Raw genomic sequence first — 21,540 nt, 5'->3', positions numbered from 1 at the left:
AGGCCGATGGGCGCACTCGACTGACCAGGCGCGGGACGGAGCGAGTGTTCGGTCGCTTGTCCCGCACCACACATCGCGGATCGTTGATCTGGAGCGCGTCACCACGCATCCGGGAGGCCGTGACCTGACGGTGACCTTGCACCCGACTGCATTGTCTGTTCTGTGATCGCAAGCGTGCGCGCCACGCCCTGAGGCAACGTACTGTTGGCCGGAGAGACCCGGATCACACTCGCTGAACGCCAGGCGTGGGGGTAACCGGGGGTGCGGACAGCAGCCATCTCGATCGAGAACCTTGTGAGGTCACGTGTCACCTATGAATCCCAGCGGGCGTCTCGATGGCTGAACGCGGCGCCACACCCCAGGTATCGCCCCTGCGCAGGGGGTTCCTCAAGGGAATCCGGGCGCTGTTCAGTCCGCTCGAACCCGATGACTACATCGAGCTGATCAATCCCCTGTGGACCACCAAGGAGTTGCGTGGTCGCGTCGAGGAGGTCAGCCCCGAGGGCACCGACGCCTCCACGGTGTGGATCCGACCCGGTTACGAGTGGCCCGGCCACGAGCCCGGTCAGTACGTCCGGCTCGGACTGGTCATCGACGGCAAGTTCCACTGGCGTGCCTACTCGCTGACCTCGGATCCCGAGCCCCGCGACGGACTCATCAGTGTCTCGCCGAAGCTCGTCGAGGAGGGAACCGTCTCGCCGTACCTGGTGCGCGCGATCCGCCCCGGCGAGATCGTCCGCCTCAGCGACGTCGAGGGCACGTTCCTGCTGCCCGAGCCCCTGCCGAAGAAGATGCTGTTCATCAGTGCCGGCAGCGGCATCACGCCGATCATGAGCATGATGCGCGCGCTCGACCATCGCGGCGAGATGAACGATGTCGTGGCCATCCACTCGATCCATCGTCGCGAGCAGACGATGTTCCTGCGCGAACTCGAGCGGTTCGACAAGGCGCACGAGGGCTTCACGCTGAACCTGCGGGTGACCGGCGACGAGGGCCGCATGAAGCCCGAGGATCTCGACCAGTTGTGCCCCGACTGGCGGGAGCGCACCACGATGGCGTCGGGGCCGGCGGAGTTGCTCGACGATCTCGTCGAGCACTACAAGGCCAACGACATCGGCGACCAGATCTTGCTCGAACGATTCCAACCCACCTTCGGTGCAGACCCCGGTGAAGGTGAGGGTGGCCACGTCACGATGCTCAAGAGCGACAGTGACTTCGAGTGTGAGCCAGGCGTTCCCATCTTGCAGGCAGGCGAGAAGGCGGGGCTGGAGCTCAAGTACGGGTGCCGCATCGGCATCTGTCACACCTGTACGGGTGTGTTGAAGAAGGGACAGATCCGTGATCTGCGCACCGGAGACGTCTCCTCACCCGAGGGGCAGTCGATCCGCATCTGCGTGAACAGCGCCGAGGGCGACGTGGAGGTGGACCTGTGACCCAGGGATCCCGTTCCACCACAGCCCGCGCGGCGGGCAACACCAGCGAATCGCAGCGCACCACAGCGATCCATCAGGGAGGACCAGCATGACCACCACCGAACGACGCAACCCCACCGGCAACCCGATCGCCCATCTCGATGCCGAGACCATCGAGCGACTGGGCAAGGAGTTCGACGCGATCCACGACGAGGTCTACAGCGACCTCGGCGACAAGGACCGCAACTACATCAAGTCCGTGATCGCCGCGCAGCGTCAGCTCGTCGCGCTCGGCCGCGTGATCCTCCTCAACTCGCGGTCCAAGCCCGCCTGGTTCGCCGGAACGGCGGCCCTCGGCGCGGCGAAGATCCTCGAGAACATGGAGATCGGCCACAACGTCATGCACGGCCAGTGGGATTGGATGAACGACCCCAACATCCACTCGTCGGTGTGGGACTGGGACACCGCGTCGACCGCTGAATCGTGGAAGCACTCGCACAACTACGTGCACCACACCTTCACCAACATCCGCGGCAAGGACAAGGATCTCGGCTACGAGATCATGCGCATCGACCCGCATCAGCCGTGGAATCCCGTGTACCTCGCGCAGCCGTTCTACAACCTGCTGCTCATCGCGTTCTTCGAGTGGGGCGTGGCGTTGCACGATCTCGACCTCGAGGCGCTGCGACGGGGCGAAAAGTCGCCGACCGAGGTCCTCAAGGACCTGCGCGGCATCGGCGGCAAGATGCGCGCTCAGATCGTGAAGGACTACATCGGCTGGCCCGCGATCAGCGCCGGCGCGTTCGCGCTGACCGCCATCGCGACCGGCGGTCGGGTCCACCAGTCGAAGGGCTCGCGGTTGGGCAAGCAGATCCGCAAACTCAACGGCAAGCGGACGAAGTCCATCGCATCGGTCGCCGACCGGGTGCTGCCCGGTGTCGAGGACACATTCGTCGCGACCTTCTGGGCGAATTTCACCGCCAACATCATCCGCAACGTGTGGTCGAACGCGATCATCTTCTGCGGACACTTCCCGGACCAGGCGTACACCTTCAGCAAGGAGGAGGCGGCCGACGAGAGCCGTGGCGCCTGGTACGCCCGTCAGCTCGTGGGCGCGGCCAACATCGACGGCAGCCCGCTGTTCCACATCGCCAGCGGCAACCTGAGCTACCAGGTGGAGCACCACCTCTACCCCGACATGCCGAGCTCGCGGTACTCGCAGATCGCCCCCAAGGTGAAGGACATCTGCGAGCGCTACGACCTGCCGTACAACACCGGTCCGTTCTTCTCCCAGTGGGGACAGGTGCAGCGCACCATACTGCGGCTGGCGTTCCCCGGCGGCAAGGTGCGACCGAAGCCCGGTCCATACCACCGCCCGGCGCACTCGGGTTCCGACGTCCGTGACAGCGAGGCCGCTCGCTTCCGCGGCCGCCTGCCCTCCGATCACCCCGACGCGGGCCCGGAGCACGGCGGCGACAACGGCGTGCGCGTCTCGATGCCCCCGAGGGAGTGACACCCGAGGGCATGACAGCGCGCGACTGACGTCGCACGGTCCTCGTCGACCGGCCTGAACTGCGTAGATCGTCCCCGTGGAGGGGCGGTGGACATCGCGTCCATCGCGTCACCCCACGGGGACGTTCTGCGTTCGGGGCCCGCCGCAGAGGGTTTACAGGTGTACTCCGAACACGTATCGTGACAACGAGCGTTGACTACAACGCTCATTGACTACAACACCAGTTGTCACGATGGAGGGACGCGAGATGACGATCACCGTCGAGAGCACCGGTACGGACGAGACCCGTCGCGATCAGGGGTCGAACGAGGTCTCCGACCGGCTGATCGCGTCCGCCGCAAGGATGTCGCGCAACGCGATGACCGAGATCGACTGGAACGAGCCCCTCGATCCGACCAAGTACGGCTGCAGCCCGGAATGGTCGTCGCTGTACGGCACCGACATGTGGGACGAGCTGACCGAAGAACAGCGCATCGAGCTCACCCGCCACGAGTTCGCCTCGATCTCCACCAACGGCATCTGGTTCGAGATGATCCTGCAGGAGATGGTCATCCGCGATCAGTACCTCGGCGAGTACCACTCGCCCGAGTTCCAGTGGTCGCTCGTCGAGATCGCCGACGAGTGCCGTCACTCGCTGATGTTCGCCAAGGGCGCCGACGTCATGGTGGGTACCTCCTACCGGCCGTCGAAGTTCGTCGGTTGGGCCGGCAAGGCGTTCATGGCGCTGGCGAAGAACGAGGTGGCCTACAGCGCCATCCTCGTCGCCGAGGAGGTCCTCGACGTCTTCCAGCGCGGCTGCATGAACGACGACCGCGTGCTGCCGCTGGTGCGCACGGTCAACGAGATCCATGTGCTCGAGGAGTCGCGCCACATGAAGTTCGCGCGTGAAGAGGTGCGCGAGTCGATGGAGGGTGTCGGCTGGTTCCGTCGCCAGCTCAGCGCGCTCATCATCGCGATCGCCGGCTTCCTCATCGTGACCAGCCTGCACTCGCCGCACCTGTACACGAACGCCGGACTGGACAGCAAGCGTGCGATGGCGGTCAAGAAGAACAACCGCCACTTCCAGTCGATGATGCGCGAGAGCTGCGTGCACCTGATGGAGTTCCTCGACAGCGTCGGCCTGCTCACGCGTCCGGCCGCACGGTGGTACCGCAGGGCGAATCTTCTCTGATGGCGTTCGCGATCACCCAGTCGTGTTGCAGCGACGCCGGGTGCGTGTCGGTCTGCCCGGTCAACTGCATCCACCCCGCGCCGGGCGAGCCGGGTTTCGGGACCGCGGACATCCTGCACATCGATCCCGACACCTGCATCGACTGTGGTGCGTGTTCGGACGCGTGCCCGGTCGACGCGATCTTCCCCGTGGACCGCCTCGGACCGCGTGATCTGCACTTCGCTGAGGTGAACGCGGCCTACTACCGCGACCGCGAGGTCTCCCAGGAGCAGAAGCCCACCGAATACGTGCCGCTGCTGCGTCTGCCCGAGGGCATGAAGGTGGCTCTGGTCGGCACCGGTCCCTCGGCCGGGTACGCGCTGCGCACGCTGCTGATGCGCACCGCCGTGGAGGTCACGGTGATCGACAAGCTGCCCACGCCGGGCGGACTCGTGCGCTCGGGTGTGGCGCCCGATCACCCGGCGACGAAGAACATCACCCGCGGGTTCGATCTGCACCTGCGCGATCCCCGCGTGACGGTGCTCGGCGGTGTCGAGGTCGGTCGCGACGTCTCGCCGCAGGATCTCGCCGACCACTTCGACGCGGTCTTCTATGCCATCGGGGCGTCGGAGCCCCGTCGTCTCGGCATCCCCGGTGAGGACCTGCCCGGCAGCACCTCGGCGAGTGCGGCGGTCGCCTGGTACAACGGCATCCCCGACGCGCCGAACCCGTTGCAGCCGGCCCATATCGGGCGCACCGTCATCGTCGGTACCGGCAACGTGGCCCTCGACATCGTGCGCCTGTTCCACACCGATCTCGCCGATCTCGGCCGCACCGACATCGCCGATCGGGCCCTGGATTTCTTCGAGGCCCACCGCACCCGCGAGGTGGTCCTGCTGGGCCGCCGTGGTCGCGACACCGGCGCCCACACGCCCGCCGAGTACACCGCCCTGGTGAACACTCCCGGGGTCGAGATCATCACCGTCGACGCGTCGGATCAGGATGCGATCACCGTCACCGCCGAGGTGGACGGCGCGCACAAGCGGATCGTCTTCCTGTACGACTCCACGCCGCTGGAGGTGCTGGGTGACGACCGCGTCCGCGCCGTCCGTGTGCGCACCGGCGACGTGGTGCGCGACATCCCCGCCGACAACCTCATCTCCTCCATCGGTTACCGCACCCGGCCGATCCCCGGGCTCCCGTTCGACGACGCAGCGGGCCGGATCCCCAACGAGGCCGGTCGGATCTCCGACGCCTCGGTGGAGGTGGCCGGCTCGTACGTGGTCGGCTGGGCCAAACGTGGCCCCACCGGCGGGATCGGCGCCAACCGCGCCGACGCCGAGGAGACGGTGCAGGCCTTCATCGCCGACGCGGCGGCGGGGCGACTGGCGACCCGCCCGCACGCCATGGGCGACTTCGACACGTTCCTCCGTCGACGCGGCGTGGCGCCGGTGCGGGCCCGCGGGATCGCGACCATCGATCGCGTCGAACGGCGTCGAGGGACCAGCGTGGGCCGTCCCCGCGTGAAGCTCACCAGTGAGACCGAACTGCGACAGACCGCGCGGCCTCGGCGTCGCCGGATCTTCCGCTCCGGCGACTGACGGCGGTCACGTGCCGCGGTCGGCGGTGACCCGCGACTCGGCCCGCGACGCACAGCGACGCACGTCACTTCGCACCGGTCGACGAGGTGTCGCCGACTTTCCCTGTGCGCTGGCTCTTTTCGGTTCTATTCTGGGAAACAGAACGAACGTGCCAGTCGAGGCGTTCGCCGACGAGAAAGGAGAGGCCATGCTCATCACCATGTTCGTGCTCGGCACCGTCGCGGTCTCGGGAATCCTGCTGTGGGGCGGAAACGACCTCGATTTCAGCGCCCGTACCCGCTCGTAGAACCTGCAGATCGCCCGCGATCTCCGATCGCTCACCGGATCCCGCCGTCGACGCCGACGGCGGGATCCGTCGTTGGGCGACCACGTGGATAGATAGTGCACGATTCAATCGTGTACGATCGAATCCATGACCGATGCGCCCGCCACCGACGACCTGCTCCGGCTCGACCGGCAGGTGTGTTTCGCCCTGGCCGTCACCAACCGCACCGTGTTGACCATCTACCGGCCCCTGCTCGAACCGCTGGGGCTGACCCATCCGCAGTACCTGGTGATGCTGGCGCTGTGGGAGTCCTCGCCGCGCAGCGTGCGCGCCATCGGGGAGGTGCTCATGCTCGATTCCGCGACATTGTCCCCGCTGCTCAAACGACTCGAGACGGCCGGACTCGTCACCCGCGAGCGGTCGAATGCCGATGAGCGTCAGCTCGACGTCGCCCTCACCGACGCCGGCGTGGCCCTGCGCACCAGGGCCCTCGACATCCCACCGGCCGTGGTCGACACCCTTGGGGTGTCCCTGGCCGATCTCGAGGACCTGCGAGAGGTGCTGTGGAGGATCAACGCGGCGGCCCGGGCGGCCGCCGAGAAGGAGAGCCGGCGATGAGCGGATCGACACGGGCGCGCACACGACCGACGGTGTGGCAGTGGATCGGATACGCGTTCGGACGCACCCTCGACGCCGATCTCCGCGACTGGGTGCGCCGAGATCTGTTGGGACGCAACTTCTATGTGCGACACCTCGTGCGGGGAATGGTGCCGTTCCTGCCCATCTTCGCGGTGTTCATGATGTTCCCCGGACCGTGGTGGCTGCGCGCGCAGATGGTCGCTCTCGCAGCGGTTCTCGGGCTGATCTACTGCGCGGCGTACATGGACCAGAACCGCAGGCACCGTCTCGGCAAGCACGGGCTCGACCCCGATCTGCTGCCGGAGAGCCGCCGCCGGCAGGCGGTGGCCGACCGTGCCGCCTACGAGGCGATCTACGGTCGGACGACGACGGTCACCCGACGCGCGATCGATCCGACCGCTCCCGAACGCCTCGAGCGCTGACCTCAGCCCTTCGGGGTCGCGCAGGGATAGCCGCGGAGCACCGTGCGCGCGAGGATGCCCAGTGTCGCGGTGAGTGATTCGGGCCGGATCACCGGGAAGATGCCCTTCGCACGCCACTCCGGGTGGATGTCGGACCAGTCGTAGAACGATGTGACCCGTGTGCCGTCGCCCTCAGGTCGCAGCCGGTAGCCGTACACGTGGCCGATGGGCGGGCGCATGCGGCCGAGGATCGTCCAGGAGATCTCGCGATCACGCTCGAACGACGCGATCGTCACGGTCACGTCGTACTCACCCATCGGGATGTCGCCGAGGGCCTCGCGGTCCATGTGCACGACGAACGTGTCGCCCACCGCCCGCACCCGGTCACCGTCGGCTCCCATCAGCATGCCCGAACCGTCGATCGCGACGTGTCCCTGCGGGTCGCTGAGCACGGCGAACACCGCAGCGGGTGATGCGGCGATCACGCGAGACACCTCGATGCGTGTCGCGGACGGATCGGTGGCGTCGACCGATGGGGTCGAGGACTCGGTGGGGGGCACCCGACGAGCCTACGACCCGCCGACGGTCTCAGCGAGTGCGCTCGGAGGAGAAACGGACCGTGCGGTTCCCGCCCGCCTCCTTCGCGGCGTACATGGCCATGTCCGCGTCGCGGAGGAGGTCGTCGATGGTGCGGGTGTCGCCCTGCGGCACCACCACGTGGCCGATGCTCGCACCGACTCCCATCGTCCAACCGTCGAGTTCGAGGGGGCGCGACAGTGTGTGGTGGACGGCGTCGGAGACCTCGTCGGTGTCGGCGCTCGGCCCGGCGAGCAGTACGACGAACTCGTCTCCGCCGACCCGACCGACCTGGCATCCGTCCGGCACGACCGCGCGGAGTCGTCGCGCCACCTCGCGCAGCACGGCGTCGCCGACGCTGTGGCCGAAGGAGTCGTTGATCGTCTTGAGATTGTCGAGATCGACGTAGAGCACCGCGATCGGCCCGCGTTCGGTCGACGCCACGGTCTCGGTCAACACCGACACCAGGTGCAGGCGGTTGGGGAGATCGGTCAGAGAGTCATGGGTGGCCTGGTAGGCGAGTTGGGCGGCGGCGTTGCGCTCGGCGGTGATGTCGGTGAACGACGCGACGAGGTGCGACAGCGGGTGGTCGTCGATCAGCGCCGAGGTCCCGCGCAACCACACCTGGGTGCCGTCGGGGCGGGTGACGCCGAGCAGGAAACGGGTGGGGCGGCCGGTACGCGACGTGGTGACGTGGGGGAGGTCTGCGTGGGCCACGGGTCGACCGTCGATGTCGACGACCCTGGCGCGCAACAACTCTCGCGGCAGATCCCGACCGACCACGGCCGCCGCATCGACGCCGAGCGCACTCGCCGCGGCGGCGTTGATCGACTGCACGATGCCGTCGGGATCCTGCACGATGACACCTTCGGCGAGGGTGGAGACCACGCTGGCGAACTGGTGCTCGGCCACCGCCGCGGCACGTTCGGCGGCGCGTTGCGCGGAGAGGTCGCGGAGAACTGCGAGGTAGGCGGGGCGACCCTCCCAGAGGGTGAGCACCGAGCGGGATTCCACCGGTGTCTGGCGGCCCCCGATACAGCGCAGGGTCATCTCGGTCGGTGTGGACGGCACGCCCTCGACCTCGAGACTGCGGATACGTTCCCGGAGCGCCACCAGTGAGCCCTGGTCGACGAACTCCGAGAACAGGTGGCCGACAACCTGATCGGGGGAATGTGCACCGACGAGGCGCAGTGCCGCGGGATTCACGAACACCAGTCGGCGTCCCTCGTGCACGACGATCGCGTCGGGACTGTGATCGATCAGGATCTTGTAGTGACGGTCCGGATCGGTCACCCCGTGCCTCCCCGTCGCGCCACGCTCACCTGACGTCGGGGTCTCGTCCACCCGACCGGCGAAGTCTATCGGACCATGAACAGGCGATGAGAGGACTCGAAAAATGTGCAGAAGGGGTCACTGCGCATTGGTGATGTCGCATTGTTGACGCCTTCTTTTGTGTTGTCGCCCCATGTGTATCTCAATGGTTCTCGGGGATGTCTTCCCCGATCTCGCGACGACGAAAGGTGTCACCGAAATGATCTCGAACAATGGCGCGGACAATGTGGACATCGTCGGCGTCGGAGCCGTCACCGGTTACGGGTGGGGCACCGATGCGCTGTGGGGCGGTGTGTCGGGCGGGAAACCTGCCGCCGTCCTCCACCAGGGGGCGGCGTACGCCGACGGCGACGGCATCTGGCTCGCGAAGGTGCCCGACGGTGGCGACCCGGCCGACGGTCGCAGTCGCTTCTCGCAGGCCATGCGCTTTGCGGCGAGGGAGGCGATCGACGATGCGCACGCCCGGGGGTGGGATCCCGGCCGCCGGGTGGGGTTGTTGCACGGCGTGGTGCTCGGCGACACCGAGGACTGGCGGTCGTTCCATCTCGACGATCACGGTTACCGCCGCATTCGCGATTACATGGGTCTGCTGCCCTCGACGCCCATCTCGACCCTCATGCAGGAATTCGGCTTCCACGGTCCAGCGATGAATGTGTCGGCCACATGCAGCTCCGGGAATGTCGCACTCATCACCGCGAAGATGTGGCTCGACGCCGGCATCGTCGACGACGTCGTGTGCGTCGCCACCGATCTGTCGCTCACCCCCGAGAACGTCGATCACTTCGTGCGGCTCGGTGCGGGTGTCGTCGACACCGAACCGCTCGACGCGTGCCGACCGTTCCAGGAGGGCAGCCGCGGATTCGCCATGGGGGAGGCGTCAGTCGGGTTCGTCCTGAGCAGGCGCGGCTCGGCTCGGGGCTACCTCGGCATCCTGGGGGGCGCGATGTCGCACGACGGGTTCCACGTGGCGTCGGTGGCGCCCGACCATCGGGAGATCATGCGGTGTGTCACCGACGCCCTCGACGATGCCGGCGTCGCCGCGCGAGACGTGCGGTACCTCAACGCGCACGGCCCGGGCACCGCGCAGTGCGACGCGGCCGAGACCGCGATCCTCGCGGAGATGTTCGCCGAGTCGCGCCCCGCGGTCTACTCGATGAAGCCGCTGACCGGGCACTGCCAGGGTGCGGCGGCCGCGGTCGAGATCGCCGCGGCCGCACTGGGGGCCGAACACGGCGTGGTCCCGGCGCCCCCGCAGGTCGCCGCGGCGCATCCGCAGCTCCTCGACGGCGCGACACCCATGGTCGACGGGATCACGGTGAAGCCCTCGCTGGGTATGGGCGGACACAACTCCGTCACGGTGCTCGCGCCGGTCGGGTGAGGGCGTGACCCCGATGACGGGCCCCGTGGTGACGTTCTCCAACGGGCGTTGAGAAATACGCCCGAACGGGACCTTTGCGTCGTGACTGTTCACAGTGACCCAGGTCACCCGCTGCCAAAATCGAACGTACCTCGGCGATTGCGTCCGAGGGGTCTCGTCGCCATGGATATCTTTCGCGCGGCGTACGAACTGGGGGCATTCGGCTTCCGCGGCGCCGGAAGAGATCCCTGAAAGGGCACACATGAAGACCACTCGTGGACTCCAGCGTCTCGCGATCGGCTGCGTGTCGATCGCCGCTGTCGCGGGACTCGGTGCCGGCTTTGCCGGACCGGCCACCGCGGCGCCGTCGGTGCAGCAACTGACCGACACCATCAAGCAGGGGGTCAAGGCCCCCACCAAGGCCGCGCCCCGGACCGCGCAGCCCAACACCAACACCAACAACCGGTCCATCGCGCCCCAGGCGGTGTCGGGTCCGTTCACCGTGCCCGACGGCACCGCCAGCACCGCCTCGGACACCTCCGGTGTGGGGCCGCAGCAGACCAACTTCGGCAACGCCTTCGGCTACGCCATTCTCAACCCCAACGCCGCTCCCCCTGGCGCCAACGATTTCGGTTGCAAGCCCAAGTCGGGTCAGCGCCCTGTCGTCCTGCTCCACGGCACCTGGGAGAACGCATACGACAACTTCGCGCGGATCTCCCCGGATCTGAAGGCGGCGGGCTACTGCACCTTCACGTTCAACTACGGCAAGCTCAACATCACCAACGGCGGCGGCGTGATCTCCCTGATCCCCGGCACCAACGGCACCGGTGACATCCCGACCTCGGCCGGCCAGGTCGCGACGTTCGTCAACCGCGTTCTCGCAGCGACCGGTGCGTCGAAGGTCGACATCGTCGGGCACTCGCAGGGCGGGCCGCTGGCGCGTCAGTACCTGAAGTTCAACGGCGGCGCCGCGAAGGTGCAGAAGCTGATCACCATGGGCGGGACCAACCACGGCACCACGCTTCTGGGGATCGGGTCGCTCGGCCGCAGCATCAACAACCTCGGCATCGACGTGCTCGGGTTCGCCCAGCTCCCCGTCGGTGTCTCGGGCATCCAGCAGGTCGTGGGATCGGACTTCATCAACAAGCTCAATGCCGGTGGCGACACGTTGCCCGGGATCGACTACACGGTCGTCCGCACCAAGTACGACGAGGTGACCACCCCGTCGGAGTCGACGTTCCTCACCGCCGGCCCCGGCGCGACGGTCAAGAACATTACGCTGCAGGACGGGTGCCCGATCGACCTGTCCGACCACATCTCGATGAGCTACTCGACGCGCATGGTGTCGATCATCAAGAACGCACTCAACCCCGCGAGCCCCGTGGTCTGCGCCCCGAGCGGACCGCTGGTCAACTGACGCAGCACCCCTGAGACGACCGGGCGTCGGACGCGTACTGTGTCCGGCGCCCGGTTCGTCATGTGACCGGCGAGGTCACTTCACGAGTCCGGTGCTCGTGAGCCAGTCCCAGGCGACGTCGGCGGGATCCTGGCCGTCGATGTCGACGCGGCCGTTGAGATCCTGCATGAGATCGTCGGTGAGCCGCTTCGAGATGTTCGCGATCAGCGGGGCCAGCTGCGGGTACTCCTTGATGATCGACGAACGCACCACGGCGGTCCCGCTGTAGGGCAGGAAGAACTTCCGGTCATCGGTGAGCACGGTGAGATCCAGGTTCTTCACGCGGCCGTCGGTGGTGTAGACCTCGCCGAAGTTGCACGGAGCGCTCTTCGCGGTGGAGGTGTAGATGACACCGGCGTCCATGCGCGTGACGTTGGCTGCCGGGACACCGTCCGGTGTGCCGTAGGGGATCCCGTACTTCTTCAGCATCGGCAGGAATCCGTCGGAGCGCGAGAAGAACTCGTCGTCGACGCAGAAAGTGCGGTCGGCCACGGGGAGTTTCGCGACCTCCGACAGCGACGTCACCTTCAGGCGCTGCGCGGTGGGGCCCGAGGCGGCGAACGCGTAGGTGTCGTTGAAGTTCGACGGCGGCAACCACACCAGGTTGTTGGTCGACTTCTCGATGTCGCGGACCTTCTCCCACAGCAGGGTCGGGTCGGCGATGGTCTCGGTCTGGTTGTGGTAGGTGACCCACCCGGTTCCGGTGTACTCCCACAGGATGTCGGCGTCGCCGTTGAGCTGCGCCTGCCGCGAGGACGCCGAACCGGGGGCGCCGGTGAGGTCGGTGACCTTCGCGCCGGCCGACGACAGGTACGACGCGGTGATCTTGCCGAGGAGGACGCCCTCGGTGAAGCTCTTCGACGTCACGGTGAGTTTGGCACCCTCGAGCGGCTTCGCTCCGTCGGCGAGGCTGCCGGTGGTGAACGTGCCCGACGAACTGACCAGGCCGCAGCCGGCGACGGTCAGGGCCGTCGCCGCGAGAACGACGAGTGCGGCGCGAAACCGTCGGCGCGGGCCGGCAGCTCGGGATGTGCGCTGAGTCATGCGAGTCCTCGTGGTGTCGCGACCAGCTCGACGAGCCGGCCGAGCCAATCGATCGTCATGGCGAGCAGGCCCACCAGGATGGCCCCGGAGACGAGCAGTTTCGGCAGGAACAGGGTGACGCCGGTGGTGATCAGGGTGCCGAGACTCGGCGCGCCGATGAACGTGCTGAGCGTGGCCGTACCGACCAGGATGACGAGCGCGGTGCGGACGCCGTTGAGGATGACCGGCACGGCCAGCGGCAGTTCGACCTGCACGAGGGTGCGCAGGCCCGAGTAGCCGATGCCGCGTGACGCCTCGATGGTGCGCTGATCGACCTGCCGCAGACCGATGATCGTGTTCTGCAGGATCGGCAGGATCGCGTAGACCACGAGGCCGAGAACCGCGGTCCGGAACCCCGTCCCGAGCCAGAAGGTGAACAGCACGATGAGACCGACGGCGGGTGCGGCCTGACCGATGTTGGCGATGTTGACCACGAACGGGCTGACACGCCTGGCCTTCTCGCGGGTCAGCAGGATGCCCAGCGGGATCGCGATGACCACCACCCAGGCCGTGGAGATGAGGGTGAGCTCGATGTGGTCGAGGATCGTCGACTTCAGCGTCGACCACGCGAGCGACGCCTGCTCGGTGGTGCTGAAGGTCGTCGACCGGTACCAGATGATGTAGCCGACCAGCACCACGATGATGATGAGCGGCTCGAACCAGACGTCGGTCGGGATGCGGCGCAGGCGCTTCACGACGCCGCGCCGTCCTCGTGATCGGCGTAGGTGTCGGTGTCGGTGTCCGCGCGGGCGTCGGCGAGCTGGTTGCGGATCACGTCCATCACCACCGCGATGGTGAGCGTCCCCTGCACCGCTCCGCGGCCGTCGGTGACGAGGACGCCGCCCTGGCTCGCGGCGAGCATCGAGTCGAGCGCGTCGTTGAGGGTCGCCGACCGGGCGACGACCGGCAGACGGTTGTCGACGTAGTCGGAGACGACGTCCTTGGTGAGCAGTTCGTCGATCGAGGGCCACGAGCGCGGGGTGCCGTCGTCGTTGACCACGACCACCCAGGTGTGACCCTCGGCGCGGGCCTGGTTCACGACCTCCTGTGTCGACTGCCCGACCCGCGCCCGCAGCACCGGGTTGTGCGGCACGTCGCGCACGCGAGACAGGGTGAGGTGGGCGAGGGTGGCGCCGGACCCGACGAACTCCTCGACGAACGGCGTCGCCGGACTGGCGAGAATCTCCTCGGGCGTCGCGTACTGCTCGATGTGACCGCCCTCGGAGAAGATGCAGACCTTGTCGCCGAGCTTGGTCGCCTCCTCGAAATCGTGGGTGACGATGGCGATGGTCTTGCCCAGCTCGTGCTGGATCGCGATGAGGCTGTCCTGCAGGCGAACCCGGGTGATGGGGTCGACGGCGCCGAACGGCTCGTCCATCAGCAGGACCGGCGGGTCGGCGGCCAGCGCACGGGCCACGCCCACACGCTGCTGCTGGCCGCCGGACATGTCCTTGGGGAGACGGTCGGCGAAGACGTCGGCGTCGAGGCCGACGAGGTCGAGCAGGTAGTCGGTGCGCTCGGCGATGCGCTTCTTGTCCCACCCGAGTACGCGCGGCAGCGCGCCGATGTTCTTCTTCACCGACCAGTGCGGGAAGAGGCCGCCGGACTGGATGACGTATCCGATGGACTGGCGCAGCTTGTCGGGGTTCTCGCCGGTGACGTCGCGCTCGTCGAGGAGGATGCGGCCGGCGGTCGGCTCGATGAGTCGGTTGATCATCTTCAGCGTCGTGGTCTTGCCGCAACCCGAGGGGCCGACGAACGCGACGATGTCACCTGCGGCGATCTCGAGGTCGAGCTTCTTCACCGCCGGCGCCGACGTGCCGCGGTACTGCTTGACCACTCCGTCGAGGCGGATCGGCACCCCGGTGACCGTGCGCGACGGGTCGCTGCCGGCAGAGGTTGCTGTCATGAGAGTCCCTTTGCGATCGTGAGGCGCCCGAGCAGCACCAGCAGGGCGTCGAACACCAGGGCGATGACGACGATGAGAACCGTTCCGGTGAGGGCCATCTCGAGGGCGTTGGCGCCGCCGAGCCGGGCCAGACCGTTGAAGATCAACGACCCGAGCCCGGGGCCGAGAACATAGGCGACGATCGCGGCGACACCGACGATCATCTGCGTGGACACGCGGATGCCGATGAGGATGATCGGCCACGCGATGGGGAGTTCGACGGTGAACAGGATCCGCCAGCGCGACAACCCGATTCCCTGCGCCGACTCGATCACCGTCTCCGGCACCGACCGCAGACCGACGATGGCGTTGCCGATCACGGGCAACACGGCGAAGAACGCCAGCATGAAGAACGACGGCAGCACACCGAGTCCCAGCGGCACGATCAGCAGCGCGAGCAGAGCCAGCGACGGGATGGTGAGCGCGACACGACTCGTGGTGAGGGTGAGGGCGGAGACGAACGGCAGGCGATAGACGAGCACCGCGATGACGACCGCGACGACGGAACCGACGACCAGCGCCTGCAACGCGAGCGACGCGTGTTGATAGGTGAGGAAGGTGAGGAGCTCACCCCGGCCTCGTAGGTAACCCCAAAGGTCCACTGGCATCCCATCGTTCGTGCGACCGCAGCGCGCTCCGCATCCGACAGGGGTCGACGGACGGCGGTGGGGAGCGTGGGCGAGTTGCGCAACGGTAACCGACACCACCCGGCCCACGGGGCTGCTTGCGCGGCATCCGTACGCGGCGCGGGCGGTGTGTTGTGCGGGAACCGGTGTCGTCACCAGCGGTGATCGGCGGTACGTCACCGCAGGTCAAGAATTTCGATCACGCAGAGTCGAAATCCGTTGTGCGCGGGTGCCGAGGTCTACAGCAGAACCGAATATAGCAGCGCTCCCGCGCGGGGGACGGTCAATCGACAGGCGCGACGGTACGCAGGAACGCGAGCTGATCGGCGACGACGGAGGGGAACAAGGGCGAGACGTAGGGGTCGAAATGGCCGCCCTCGTAGGTGAGCACGGTGGCGTCGGGCATCGAGCGTGCGGCTTTCGTCGCGGCCGCCGAGGGGGCGATGGTGTCGCCCGTGGCCACCTGGATCAGGGCCGGGCACCGGACACGCGCAGCCGACCGGGCTGGGGAGTAGAGGCCGATGCGCAGGGCTATCCGGGCGGCGACGGTCTCCGCGTACTCGCCGCGGCGGATCCCCGACGCGGTGACGAGACGCTCGAAGGCTTCCTCCGCGCCCGGTGCCGACATCACCGAGGCCGATCCGTCGGGACCGATCGACGCGACGTAGCGCGGCGTCCGGTGCAGTAGTGCGGCGACGGTGTCGGCGAGCGCGACGGGCGCGATCCGCAGGGCGCGCCGGATCCCCGTGGCGCGCACCGCCGCGGGTCCGCTCACGTGCGGCACCTGGGCGATGATCGCCGCGAGTCGTTCGCCGGAGCCGGCGGTGCTGATCACGTGGCCGCCGGCGAACGAGGTGCCCCACGCGATGACGGTGTCGGGGTCGGCGACGTCGATGGTGCGCGCATGGGCGATGGCGCAGCGCCAGTCGGCGAGCTGCGACGAGACGTCGAGGAGCTGGCGTGGCTCCCCTTCGCTGTCACCGAAGTAGCGGTAGTCGAACACCATCACGACGTAGCCGGCGGCGGCGAACACCTCGGCGTAGGCGGGCAGACGCAGCGCACGGACCCCGCCGAACCCGTGGGCCATCACGATGACCGGCGTCCGCGTGCCCGGCGAGGCGGTGCTGGGTCGGTAGACGGTGGCCGCGCAGCCCACGCCCTCGGAGGCGAAGGTCTCCTCGACTCGGGTGTACTCGATCTCGGTGGGCACGGCGTTGCCTCTCGCTCTGTTCTTGAATGCAGTTCAAGGAAAGCTACCGGTTTCTTGAACGACGATCAAGTAGAGTCGACCGGTGCCCGCCAACCGTCGTCCCCGCGCCCGTGCGGAGAAGCGTGACGAGATCGTCGCGGCGGCGCGCGCGCTGTTCGTCGCCGACGGCTACGAGGTCACCCCGGTCAGCCGGATCGCGGCCGAGGCGGGTGTCACCACCAACACCGTCTACTGGTACTTCGCCGACAAGGACCACCTCCTTGTCGCCGTGCTCGAGGAGTTGTTGGTCGAGGCGCTCAGCCGGTACGGGTCGGTGGCGCAAGCGCCGCTGCCGGAGAAGATCATGTTCGCCGTCGAGGAGTTGTCGTCGATGCACGCGTTGGTCGACACCGTGCACTCGCGGCGTGCGTCGTCGCCGGTGATCGACGAGTGGCACACGGGATTCCACGAACTCGCCGATGCGTTGACGCGGGCTGATCTGCCGGCGGAGAACGCCGAGGCGGCGAGCGCCGAGGCGGCGAGCGCGATCGTCGCGTTCGTGGTGGAGGGACTGCTCACGCATCCCGGCGACGAGGCAGGGCGACGCGCGATCGTCGAACTGTTGGTGTCGCGTCTGGTCAGCGGATGACGATGATCGCGAGATCGATCCCGGCGATCAGCATCGTGGCGTAGAACGGCGCCCGGCCCGGTGCGCGCGTGCACACCGCGGCCACCACCGTGACGACTCCGAGCACCGCCCATTGCCACGCCCCGCGGTGTGTGGCCACGACGCCGATCGCGGTGGCGCCCACGAGGAGTGCCGCCGCGACCGGCGGGATCCTGGTGCGGCCCAGTCGATGCGGCAGTCCACTCATCCCGGTGACGGCGTCATCTTCGAGATCGGGGAACACGTTGAGCAGGTGGGCGCCGACACCGAGCAGTGCGGCCATCGCCACCACCCACGCCGGCGGCAGGTCGCCGGATCGGGACGCGAGACCGACTGCGACGGGCACCGATCCGAAGGCGAGCAGGTAGGGCACCCACGAGAAGATCGTCCGCTTCACCCCGAGGTTGTAGGCCAGGGCCGCCCCGACACCGGCGACGAGGTGCACCGTCCCCGCAGCGACACCGCACAGCAGTGAGGCGACGACACAGACCGCGGTGGTGAGGACCGTCGCGGTCACGACCGCCTCGCGGGTGACGCTGCCGACGACGAGCGGCTTGTCGGTGCGGTGCACGGCGACGTCGGTGTCGTGGTCGATCAGATCATTGGTCCACCCCACCACGAGTTGGCCGCTGAACACCGCGATCGCGAGGGCGACGACGATCGCAGGTGCGACGTCGCCGGTGGCCGCGAGAACCGTCGACAGAGCGGTGACCGCCAGCGCGGGCGGCAGGTGCCCGGCCCTGGCGAGGGCGACGACGTTCACCATCTGCGCAGTGGGCGACGGTGGACCGGTGTCATCGCCCGACCGTATCCTGCGTCGCCGACCGTGGCGGGTCGTCTCAGAAGGGCGGCAGCTCGTCGTTGGCGGGGTCAGAGGCCCGGGCCTGTTCCTCGGTTTCGCGGGTGCGGCAGTTGTGTTCGCGTTCTGTCTGGCGGCGGGCGTGTTTGTCCGCCAGGCGTGGTCGGCGTCTGGTGGGTGCTGGCTCTTCGGCGGGTCCAGGAGCGGTTGGCGCGTTCTGGGGTGCGGTGAATCGGATGTCCTTCAAGGCCGGGAACAGGTCGGTGCCGTCGAATGCGGGCCCGGCCACCGTCAAGCCTTCGGGGGTGATGATCACTGATGTGATGCGGCCGTCGCGGCCGATGGTCTGGTCGTCGAGGAAGTCGGTGTGGGTTTTGAGGTTGTGGTGCAGCCGGCACTTGGATCCGGTGTTCCCGGGGCATGTCTGCCCACCCGCGCAGGGATTGTCGTGGTCGTACTCGCGGACGTGGTCGATGTCGCACACCCACGCGGGTCTTTCGCATCCTGCGACGTCGCAGTACAACGACCGGGCCCGCACCACGGTGTCCAGTGCGGTCGACGGCCGATACGGATTGCCTGGCGTGTGGGGTGCGAGCGGGTCATCGGAATGCCCGATCGGGGCGATCGTCACACCGGGTTCGGTGAGCAGCTCGTCGAGATGCGCTGGGGAGATCACGCCGTAGCCGTCGAGGAAACACGGCGTCTCCCCGTCCCCGGCGACAGTCTCCAGATCACAGATGACATGCAGCGTCATGCTGCTGCCGGTGCCGGGCATCGTGCGCGGTGCGGGGGCGGCATCGTCGATGGTGGGTGCGTCGCAGTCGTCGCTGCCGCACTGGCATTCCCACGCCACCCCCATGACGAGACAAAAATGGGCATCGGACTTCCGCGCGGCAAGGGTGCGGCCGTCCTTGTCGCAGACCGCACGGGCCAAAGCGTCGACCCGTCGCGATATCTGGATGGCTTTCTCGGCGGTGGAGGTGGCCTCGACGCGTGCCATGCCGTCGGCGAGGGGTTCGGTCCAGAATCCGCGAGCGTCGACTGCAGCCTTGCGGCGGGCTCGGACGGCGTCGGGGTCGACGCGGTAGACGCTGCGGTCGACCATGTCCCGGATCCGCGACGGCGACCAGGACCCCCGCCGCCGCAATGCTGCTGCGATCTCGGTGTCGACGACCTGCTGATCTTCGCGGTCGAGAACGAGGTCGGTGCGTTCGACGATCACTCGCACATACCGCGGTGCCAGTTTCCCGTCGCGCAGACACTCGGCCACCTTCGGTAACCGGTCGCGTAAAGCGACGGCGGTGTCGACGATCCGCTCGGCCGCGCCCTGGGAGATGGAGTGGGTGATCGCGATCCGGGCCGCGCATTGCATGGTCGCGTCGAACGTCCGACGATCCGACGCTTCTTCTGGCACCACCAACTGCCGGTGCAGTTCACCGGCATCCCTGTACCGGGTCCACTCCAGGAACGCCTGCCCGGCGGCGGCGTGAACCATGTTGCCCAACAACGCGTTCACCGGTGCAGCAACATGATCGGTGAGCAATCCCACCGACCCCGCATCCACCCCAGCCCAAGCTGTGACAACGGGGGTGGACGCGCCTTCGCTCCGAGCCTCGCTGCGCTCGATTCTCACTCGCCGCACCCCCGCGTCAGCCATACAAGAAGCCTAGAACAGGGGTACGACAATGCCCCGTGGTGAAACTCGTGGCTGTGAACAGACCGTTCCTGTGGATGCCCGATGCCAGGACGATGCTGTGCGCGTTGCAGTTTTGAATGCTTCGAGAAGTGCGACCCCGCCGATCGCCAAGCCGCAGCGGACATGTCTGAGCTCGCCGTCTGCGGAGCAGCTATGGCTTCGGTGCGGGAGGTCAGTCGGATGGCCGGCCGGCGACAACGAAGGCGGCGAGGGCGATGAGAGCGCAGGTGACCATCACGATCGCCAGCGGGAGGGGATCGCTCTCGCCACCGAGACTGACCAGGGGCGACACCGCGGCGCCGAGCCCGAACTGCAAGGCACCCAACAATGCTGACCCCGAGCCCGATGCGCGCGGGACCGCCTGCAGGGCCGCGGCCGTGGCGTTGCCGAGTACCAGTCCGAGGCCGGACACGGCGACGAAGATGGGGATCGGGATGAGCCAGTGCGGTGCACCCGCCACCACGACGATGAGCAGGGCGACGGTCGCCGCGCCGACGACCGAGAGCCCAAGGCCGAGCATCCCCCTGATCGACCGGCTCGCGGACAGTCGTGCCGCCACGCTGCCGACGACGACGAGACCGGCGGCGTTCGTGCCGAACGACACCCCGTACGCGATCTCGTTCATGCCGAGCAGCACCTGGTAGATGAAGGGTGACGCGGCGATGTAGGCCATCATCACGGCGAAGCCGAATCCGTAGGCCCCGGTGTTGCCGAGGAATGCACGCGAGATCAGATCCGTTGCTGCCGAACCGTTCTCGGCGCTTTCCATGCGAGCCCGGCGTCGGCGCTCGGGTGTGTGCGTCTCGCGCACCACGGCGACGACCGCGACGAGCATGACCGCGGCGAGTGCGAAGACCACCCAGAGGACCCCGCGCCACCCGACGCCGCCGATGAGGAGGCTGCCGACGAACGGGGCGAGGATCGGTGCCACGCCGGTCACGAGCGTCATGATGCTGAACGCCCGGGCCGCTGCGGGCCCGGCGGCGAGGTCGCTGATGACCGCGCGCCCGATCACCATGCCGGCCGCGCCGGCCAGACCCTGGACGAAACGCGCGGCGACCAGCAGTTCGATCGTCGGGGCCAGTGCGGCCAGCGCGCTGGCGATCACGCAGATCGCGGCGCCGCCGATCAGGGGACGCAGACGTCCGACCCGATCCGACAACGGTCCGAAGACGAGTTGCCCCACCGCGACACCCACGAGGAACGCGGTGAAGGTGAGCTGTACGGCAGTGGCGCCGGTCGCCAGATCGCCGGTCATCGTGGGGAACGCGGGCAGGTAGAGGTCGGTGGCGATCGGCGCGATCGCCGAGAGCGACGCGAGCACGATGAGCAGCAGGGTGCCGATGGGTGTGCGCTCGCCTCGGGTTCCGCCGTGGCGGTCCGCGGAACGGGACGTGGTCGTCATGGGTGCCTCCTGCCGGGTCGGTCTCGACATGTGTACCACCCGAATCTCAACGCCCGTTGAGTCGGGTGGTGCCGACGTCTGGAATGCGAGCCACGCACCGACAGGCCGATGGAGGATGGGCTCATGAGCAACGAACTGACGTTCACCATCGGCCGCGAGGAACTCGTGATCCGTCAGCGGTGGGAGGTGGTCAGCATCGTCAACGACATCCTCGTGGCGATCTGGTTCATCGTCGGCAGCATCCTCTTCTTCGGCGAATCCACCACCTACGCCGGGACCTGGCTGTTCCTCGCGGGCAGTGTCGAGTTGCTGATCCGTCCCGTCATCCGGCTCGCGCGCCGCGTCCACCTGCAACGACTGAGTCCGACGGGCACCGCGGTCGACACCACGAACGACTACTGAGGTACCGGGTTCGACATCCGGCG

21 protein-coding genes are annotated in these 21,540 nt (G+C 67.8%); 11 read left to right on the top strand and 10 right to left on the bottom strand.

The genetic code is table 11. The features are described 5' to 3' along the window. The first annotated feature begins 335 nt into the window (after positions 1–335). The 7 genes from TU34_RS20045 (at position 336) to TU34_RS20020 (ending at position 7,002) form a co-directional block, all read left to right on the top strand. The gene (locus tag TU34_RS20045) at positions 336–1,433 is read left to right on the top strand and encodes a ferredoxin reductase (RefSeq protein ID WP_045824665.1); all 1,098 of its coding nucleotides are present in this window, start codon (positions 336–338) and stop codon (positions 1,431–1,433) included. 88 nt (positions 1,434–1,521) lie between these two features. Further along, positions 1,522–2,925, top strand: coding sequence for a fatty acid desaturase family protein (locus TU34_RS20040; protein WP_045824664.1), 1,404 nt, complete (start codon positions 1,522–1,524; stop codon positions 2,923–2,925). A 247-nt stretch (positions 2,926–3,172) separates the two neighbouring features. Continuing rightward, positions 3,173–4,096 carry an AurF N-oxygenase family protein gene (locus TU34_RS20035; RefSeq protein ID WP_045824750.1) on the top strand — a complete coding sequence of 308 codons (924 nt, stop codon included), beginning with the start codon at positions 3,173–3,175 and terminating at the stop codon, positions 4,094–4,096. Beyond that, the gene (locus TU34_RS20030) at positions 4,096–5,676 is read left to right on the top strand and encodes an FAD-dependent oxidoreductase (RefSeq protein ID WP_045824663.1); all 1,581 of its coding nucleotides are present in this window, start codon (positions 4,096–4,098) and stop codon (positions 5,674–5,676) included. The genes TU34_RS20035 and TU34_RS20030 overlap by 1 nt, the downstream gene beginning before the upstream one ends. Positions 5,677–5,824: 148 nt before the next feature. Then, positions 5,825–5,962, top strand: a complete 138-nt coding sequence (locus TU34_RS23985; protein WP_160298562.1) for a hypothetical protein — start codon at positions 5,825–5,827, stop codon at positions 5,960–5,962. A 126-nt stretch (positions 5,963–6,088) separates the two neighbouring features. Then, the gene (locus TU34_RS20025) at positions 6,089–6,559 is read left to right on the top strand and encodes a MarR family winged helix-turn-helix transcriptional regulator (RefSeq protein WP_045824662.1); all 471 of its coding nucleotides are present in this window, start codon (positions 6,089–6,091) and stop codon (positions 6,557–6,559) included. Further along, complete coding sequence (locus TU34_RS20020) at positions 6,556–7,002, top strand: DUF5313 family protein (protein WP_045824661.1); 447 nt, start codon at positions 6,556–6,558, stop codon at positions 7,000–7,002. The genes TU34_RS20025 and TU34_RS20020 overlap by 4 nt, the downstream gene beginning before the upstream one ends. A 2-nt stretch (positions 7,003–7,004) precedes the next feature. On the opposite strand, the gene TU34_RS20015 is transcribed toward TU34_RS20020, so the two are convergent. Continuing rightward, a complete protein-coding gene (locus TU34_RS20015; protein WP_045824660.1) occupies positions 7,005–7,541 on the bottom strand; it encodes an SRPBCC family protein in 537 nt (178 codons plus the stop codon). 28 nt (positions 7,542–7,569) lie between these two features. After that, entirely contained in the window at positions 7,570–8,850 is a 1,281-nt protein-coding gene (locus TU34_RS20010) for a diguanylate cyclase domain-containing protein (protein ID WP_045824659.1), read from the bottom strand. Positions 8,851–9,088: 238 nt separating this feature from the next. Here TU34_RS20010 and TU34_RS20005 point away from each other — a divergent pair, with 238 nt between their 5' ends. Together TU34_RS20005 and TU34_RS20000 are read left to right on the top strand one after the other, a co-directional pair. Beyond that, positions 9,089–10,267, top strand: coding sequence for a beta-ketoacyl synthase N-terminal-like domain-containing protein (locus TU34_RS20005; RefSeq protein ID WP_045824749.1), 1,179 nt, complete (start codon positions 9,089–9,091; stop codon positions 10,265–10,267). Positions 10,268–10,508: 241 nt separating this feature from the next. Continuing rightward, positions 10,509–11,663 carry an esterase/lipase family protein gene (locus tag TU34_RS20000; RefSeq protein WP_052689095.1) on the top strand — a complete coding sequence of 385 codons (1,155 nt, stop codon included), beginning with the start codon at positions 10,509–10,511 and terminating at the stop codon, positions 11,661–11,663. A 75-nt stretch (positions 11,664–11,738) separates the two neighbouring features. Here TU34_RS20000 and TU34_RS19995 read toward each other — a convergent pair whose 3' ends face one another. The 5 genes from TU34_RS19995 to TU34_RS19975 form a co-directional block, all read right to left on the bottom strand. After that, positions 11,739–12,746 (bottom strand): glycine betaine ABC transporter substrate-binding protein, encoded by a 1,008-nt coding sequence (locus TU34_RS19995; protein WP_045824658.1) that lies wholly within the window; start codon positions 12,744–12,746, stop codon positions 11,739–11,741. After that, positions 12,743–13,480, bottom strand: coding sequence for an ABC transporter permease (locus TU34_RS19990; protein ID WP_045824657.1), 738 nt, complete (start codon positions 13,478–13,480; stop codon positions 12,743–12,745). Before TU34_RS19990 ends, TU34_RS19995 begins: the two co-directional genes overlap by 4 nt. Continuing rightward, a complete protein-coding gene (locus TU34_RS19985) occupies positions 13,477–14,694 on the bottom strand; it encodes an ABC transporter ATP-binding protein (protein WP_045824656.1) in 1,218 nt (405 codons plus the stop codon). The genes TU34_RS19990 and TU34_RS19985 overlap by 4 nt, the downstream gene beginning before the upstream one ends. Further along, positions 14,691–15,341 (bottom strand): ABC transporter permease, encoded by a 651-nt coding sequence (locus TU34_RS19980; RefSeq protein WP_150116629.1) that lies wholly within the window; start codon positions 15,339–15,341, stop codon positions 14,691–14,693. Before TU34_RS19980 ends, TU34_RS19985 begins: the two co-directional genes overlap by 4 nt. A 301-nt stretch (positions 15,342–15,642) precedes the next feature. Further along, positions 15,643–16,569, bottom strand: a complete 927-nt coding sequence (locus TU34_RS19975; RefSeq protein WP_045824654.1) for an alpha/beta hydrolase — start codon at positions 16,567–16,569, stop codon at positions 15,643–15,645. Positions 16,570–16,651: 82 nt separating this feature from the next. Between TU34_RS19975 and TU34_RS19970 the strand changes: the two genes are divergently transcribed. Beyond that, positions 16,652–17,197 (top strand): TetR/AcrR family transcriptional regulator, encoded by a 546-nt coding sequence (locus TU34_RS19970; protein ID WP_045824653.1) that lies wholly within the window; start codon positions 16,652–16,654, stop codon positions 17,195–17,197. Here TU34_RS19970 and TU34_RS19965 read toward each other — a convergent pair. From TU34_RS19965 to TU34_RS19955, 3 genes are all read right to left on the bottom strand, one after another. Further along, positions 17,187–17,981: a UbiA family prenyltransferase gene (locus TU34_RS19965; protein ID WP_045824652.1), complete on the bottom strand. Its 795-nt coding sequence runs from the start codon at positions 17,979–17,981 to the stop codon at positions 17,187–17,189. The genes TU34_RS19970 and TU34_RS19965 overlap by 11 nt on opposite strands. A 73-nt stretch (positions 17,982–18,054) precedes the next feature. After that, the gene (locus tag TU34_RS19960) at positions 18,055–19,563 is read right to left on the bottom strand and encodes a DUF222 domain-containing protein (RefSeq protein ID WP_045824747.1); all 1,509 of its coding nucleotides are present in this window, start codon (positions 19,561–19,563) and stop codon (positions 18,055–18,057) included. A 319-nt stretch (positions 19,564–19,882) separates the two neighbouring features. Further along, positions 19,883–21,115: a multidrug effflux MFS transporter gene (locus TU34_RS19955; RefSeq protein WP_045824651.1), complete on the bottom strand. Its 1,233-nt coding sequence runs from the start codon at positions 21,113–21,115 to the stop codon at positions 19,883–19,885. 123 nt (positions 21,116–21,238) lie between these two features. On the opposite strand from TU34_RS19955, the gene TU34_RS19950 reads away from it, so the two are divergent. Next, positions 21,239–21,517, top strand: coding sequence for a YrhK family protein (locus TU34_RS19950; RefSeq protein WP_235455957.1), 279 nt, complete (start codon positions 21,239–21,241; stop codon positions 21,515–21,517). Positions 21,518–21,540: the final 23 nt, after the last annotated feature.

Origin of the sequence: Williamsia herbipolensis (assembly GCF_000964005.1) — a bacterium.
Taxonomy (GTDB): Bacteria; Actinomycetota; Actinomycetes; order Mycobacteriales; family Mycobacteriaceae; genus Williamsia_A; species Williamsia_A herbipolensis.
The sequence above is the reverse complement of the archived record's forward strand: the minus strand, read 5'-3'. Positions and strand labels throughout refer to the sequence as shown.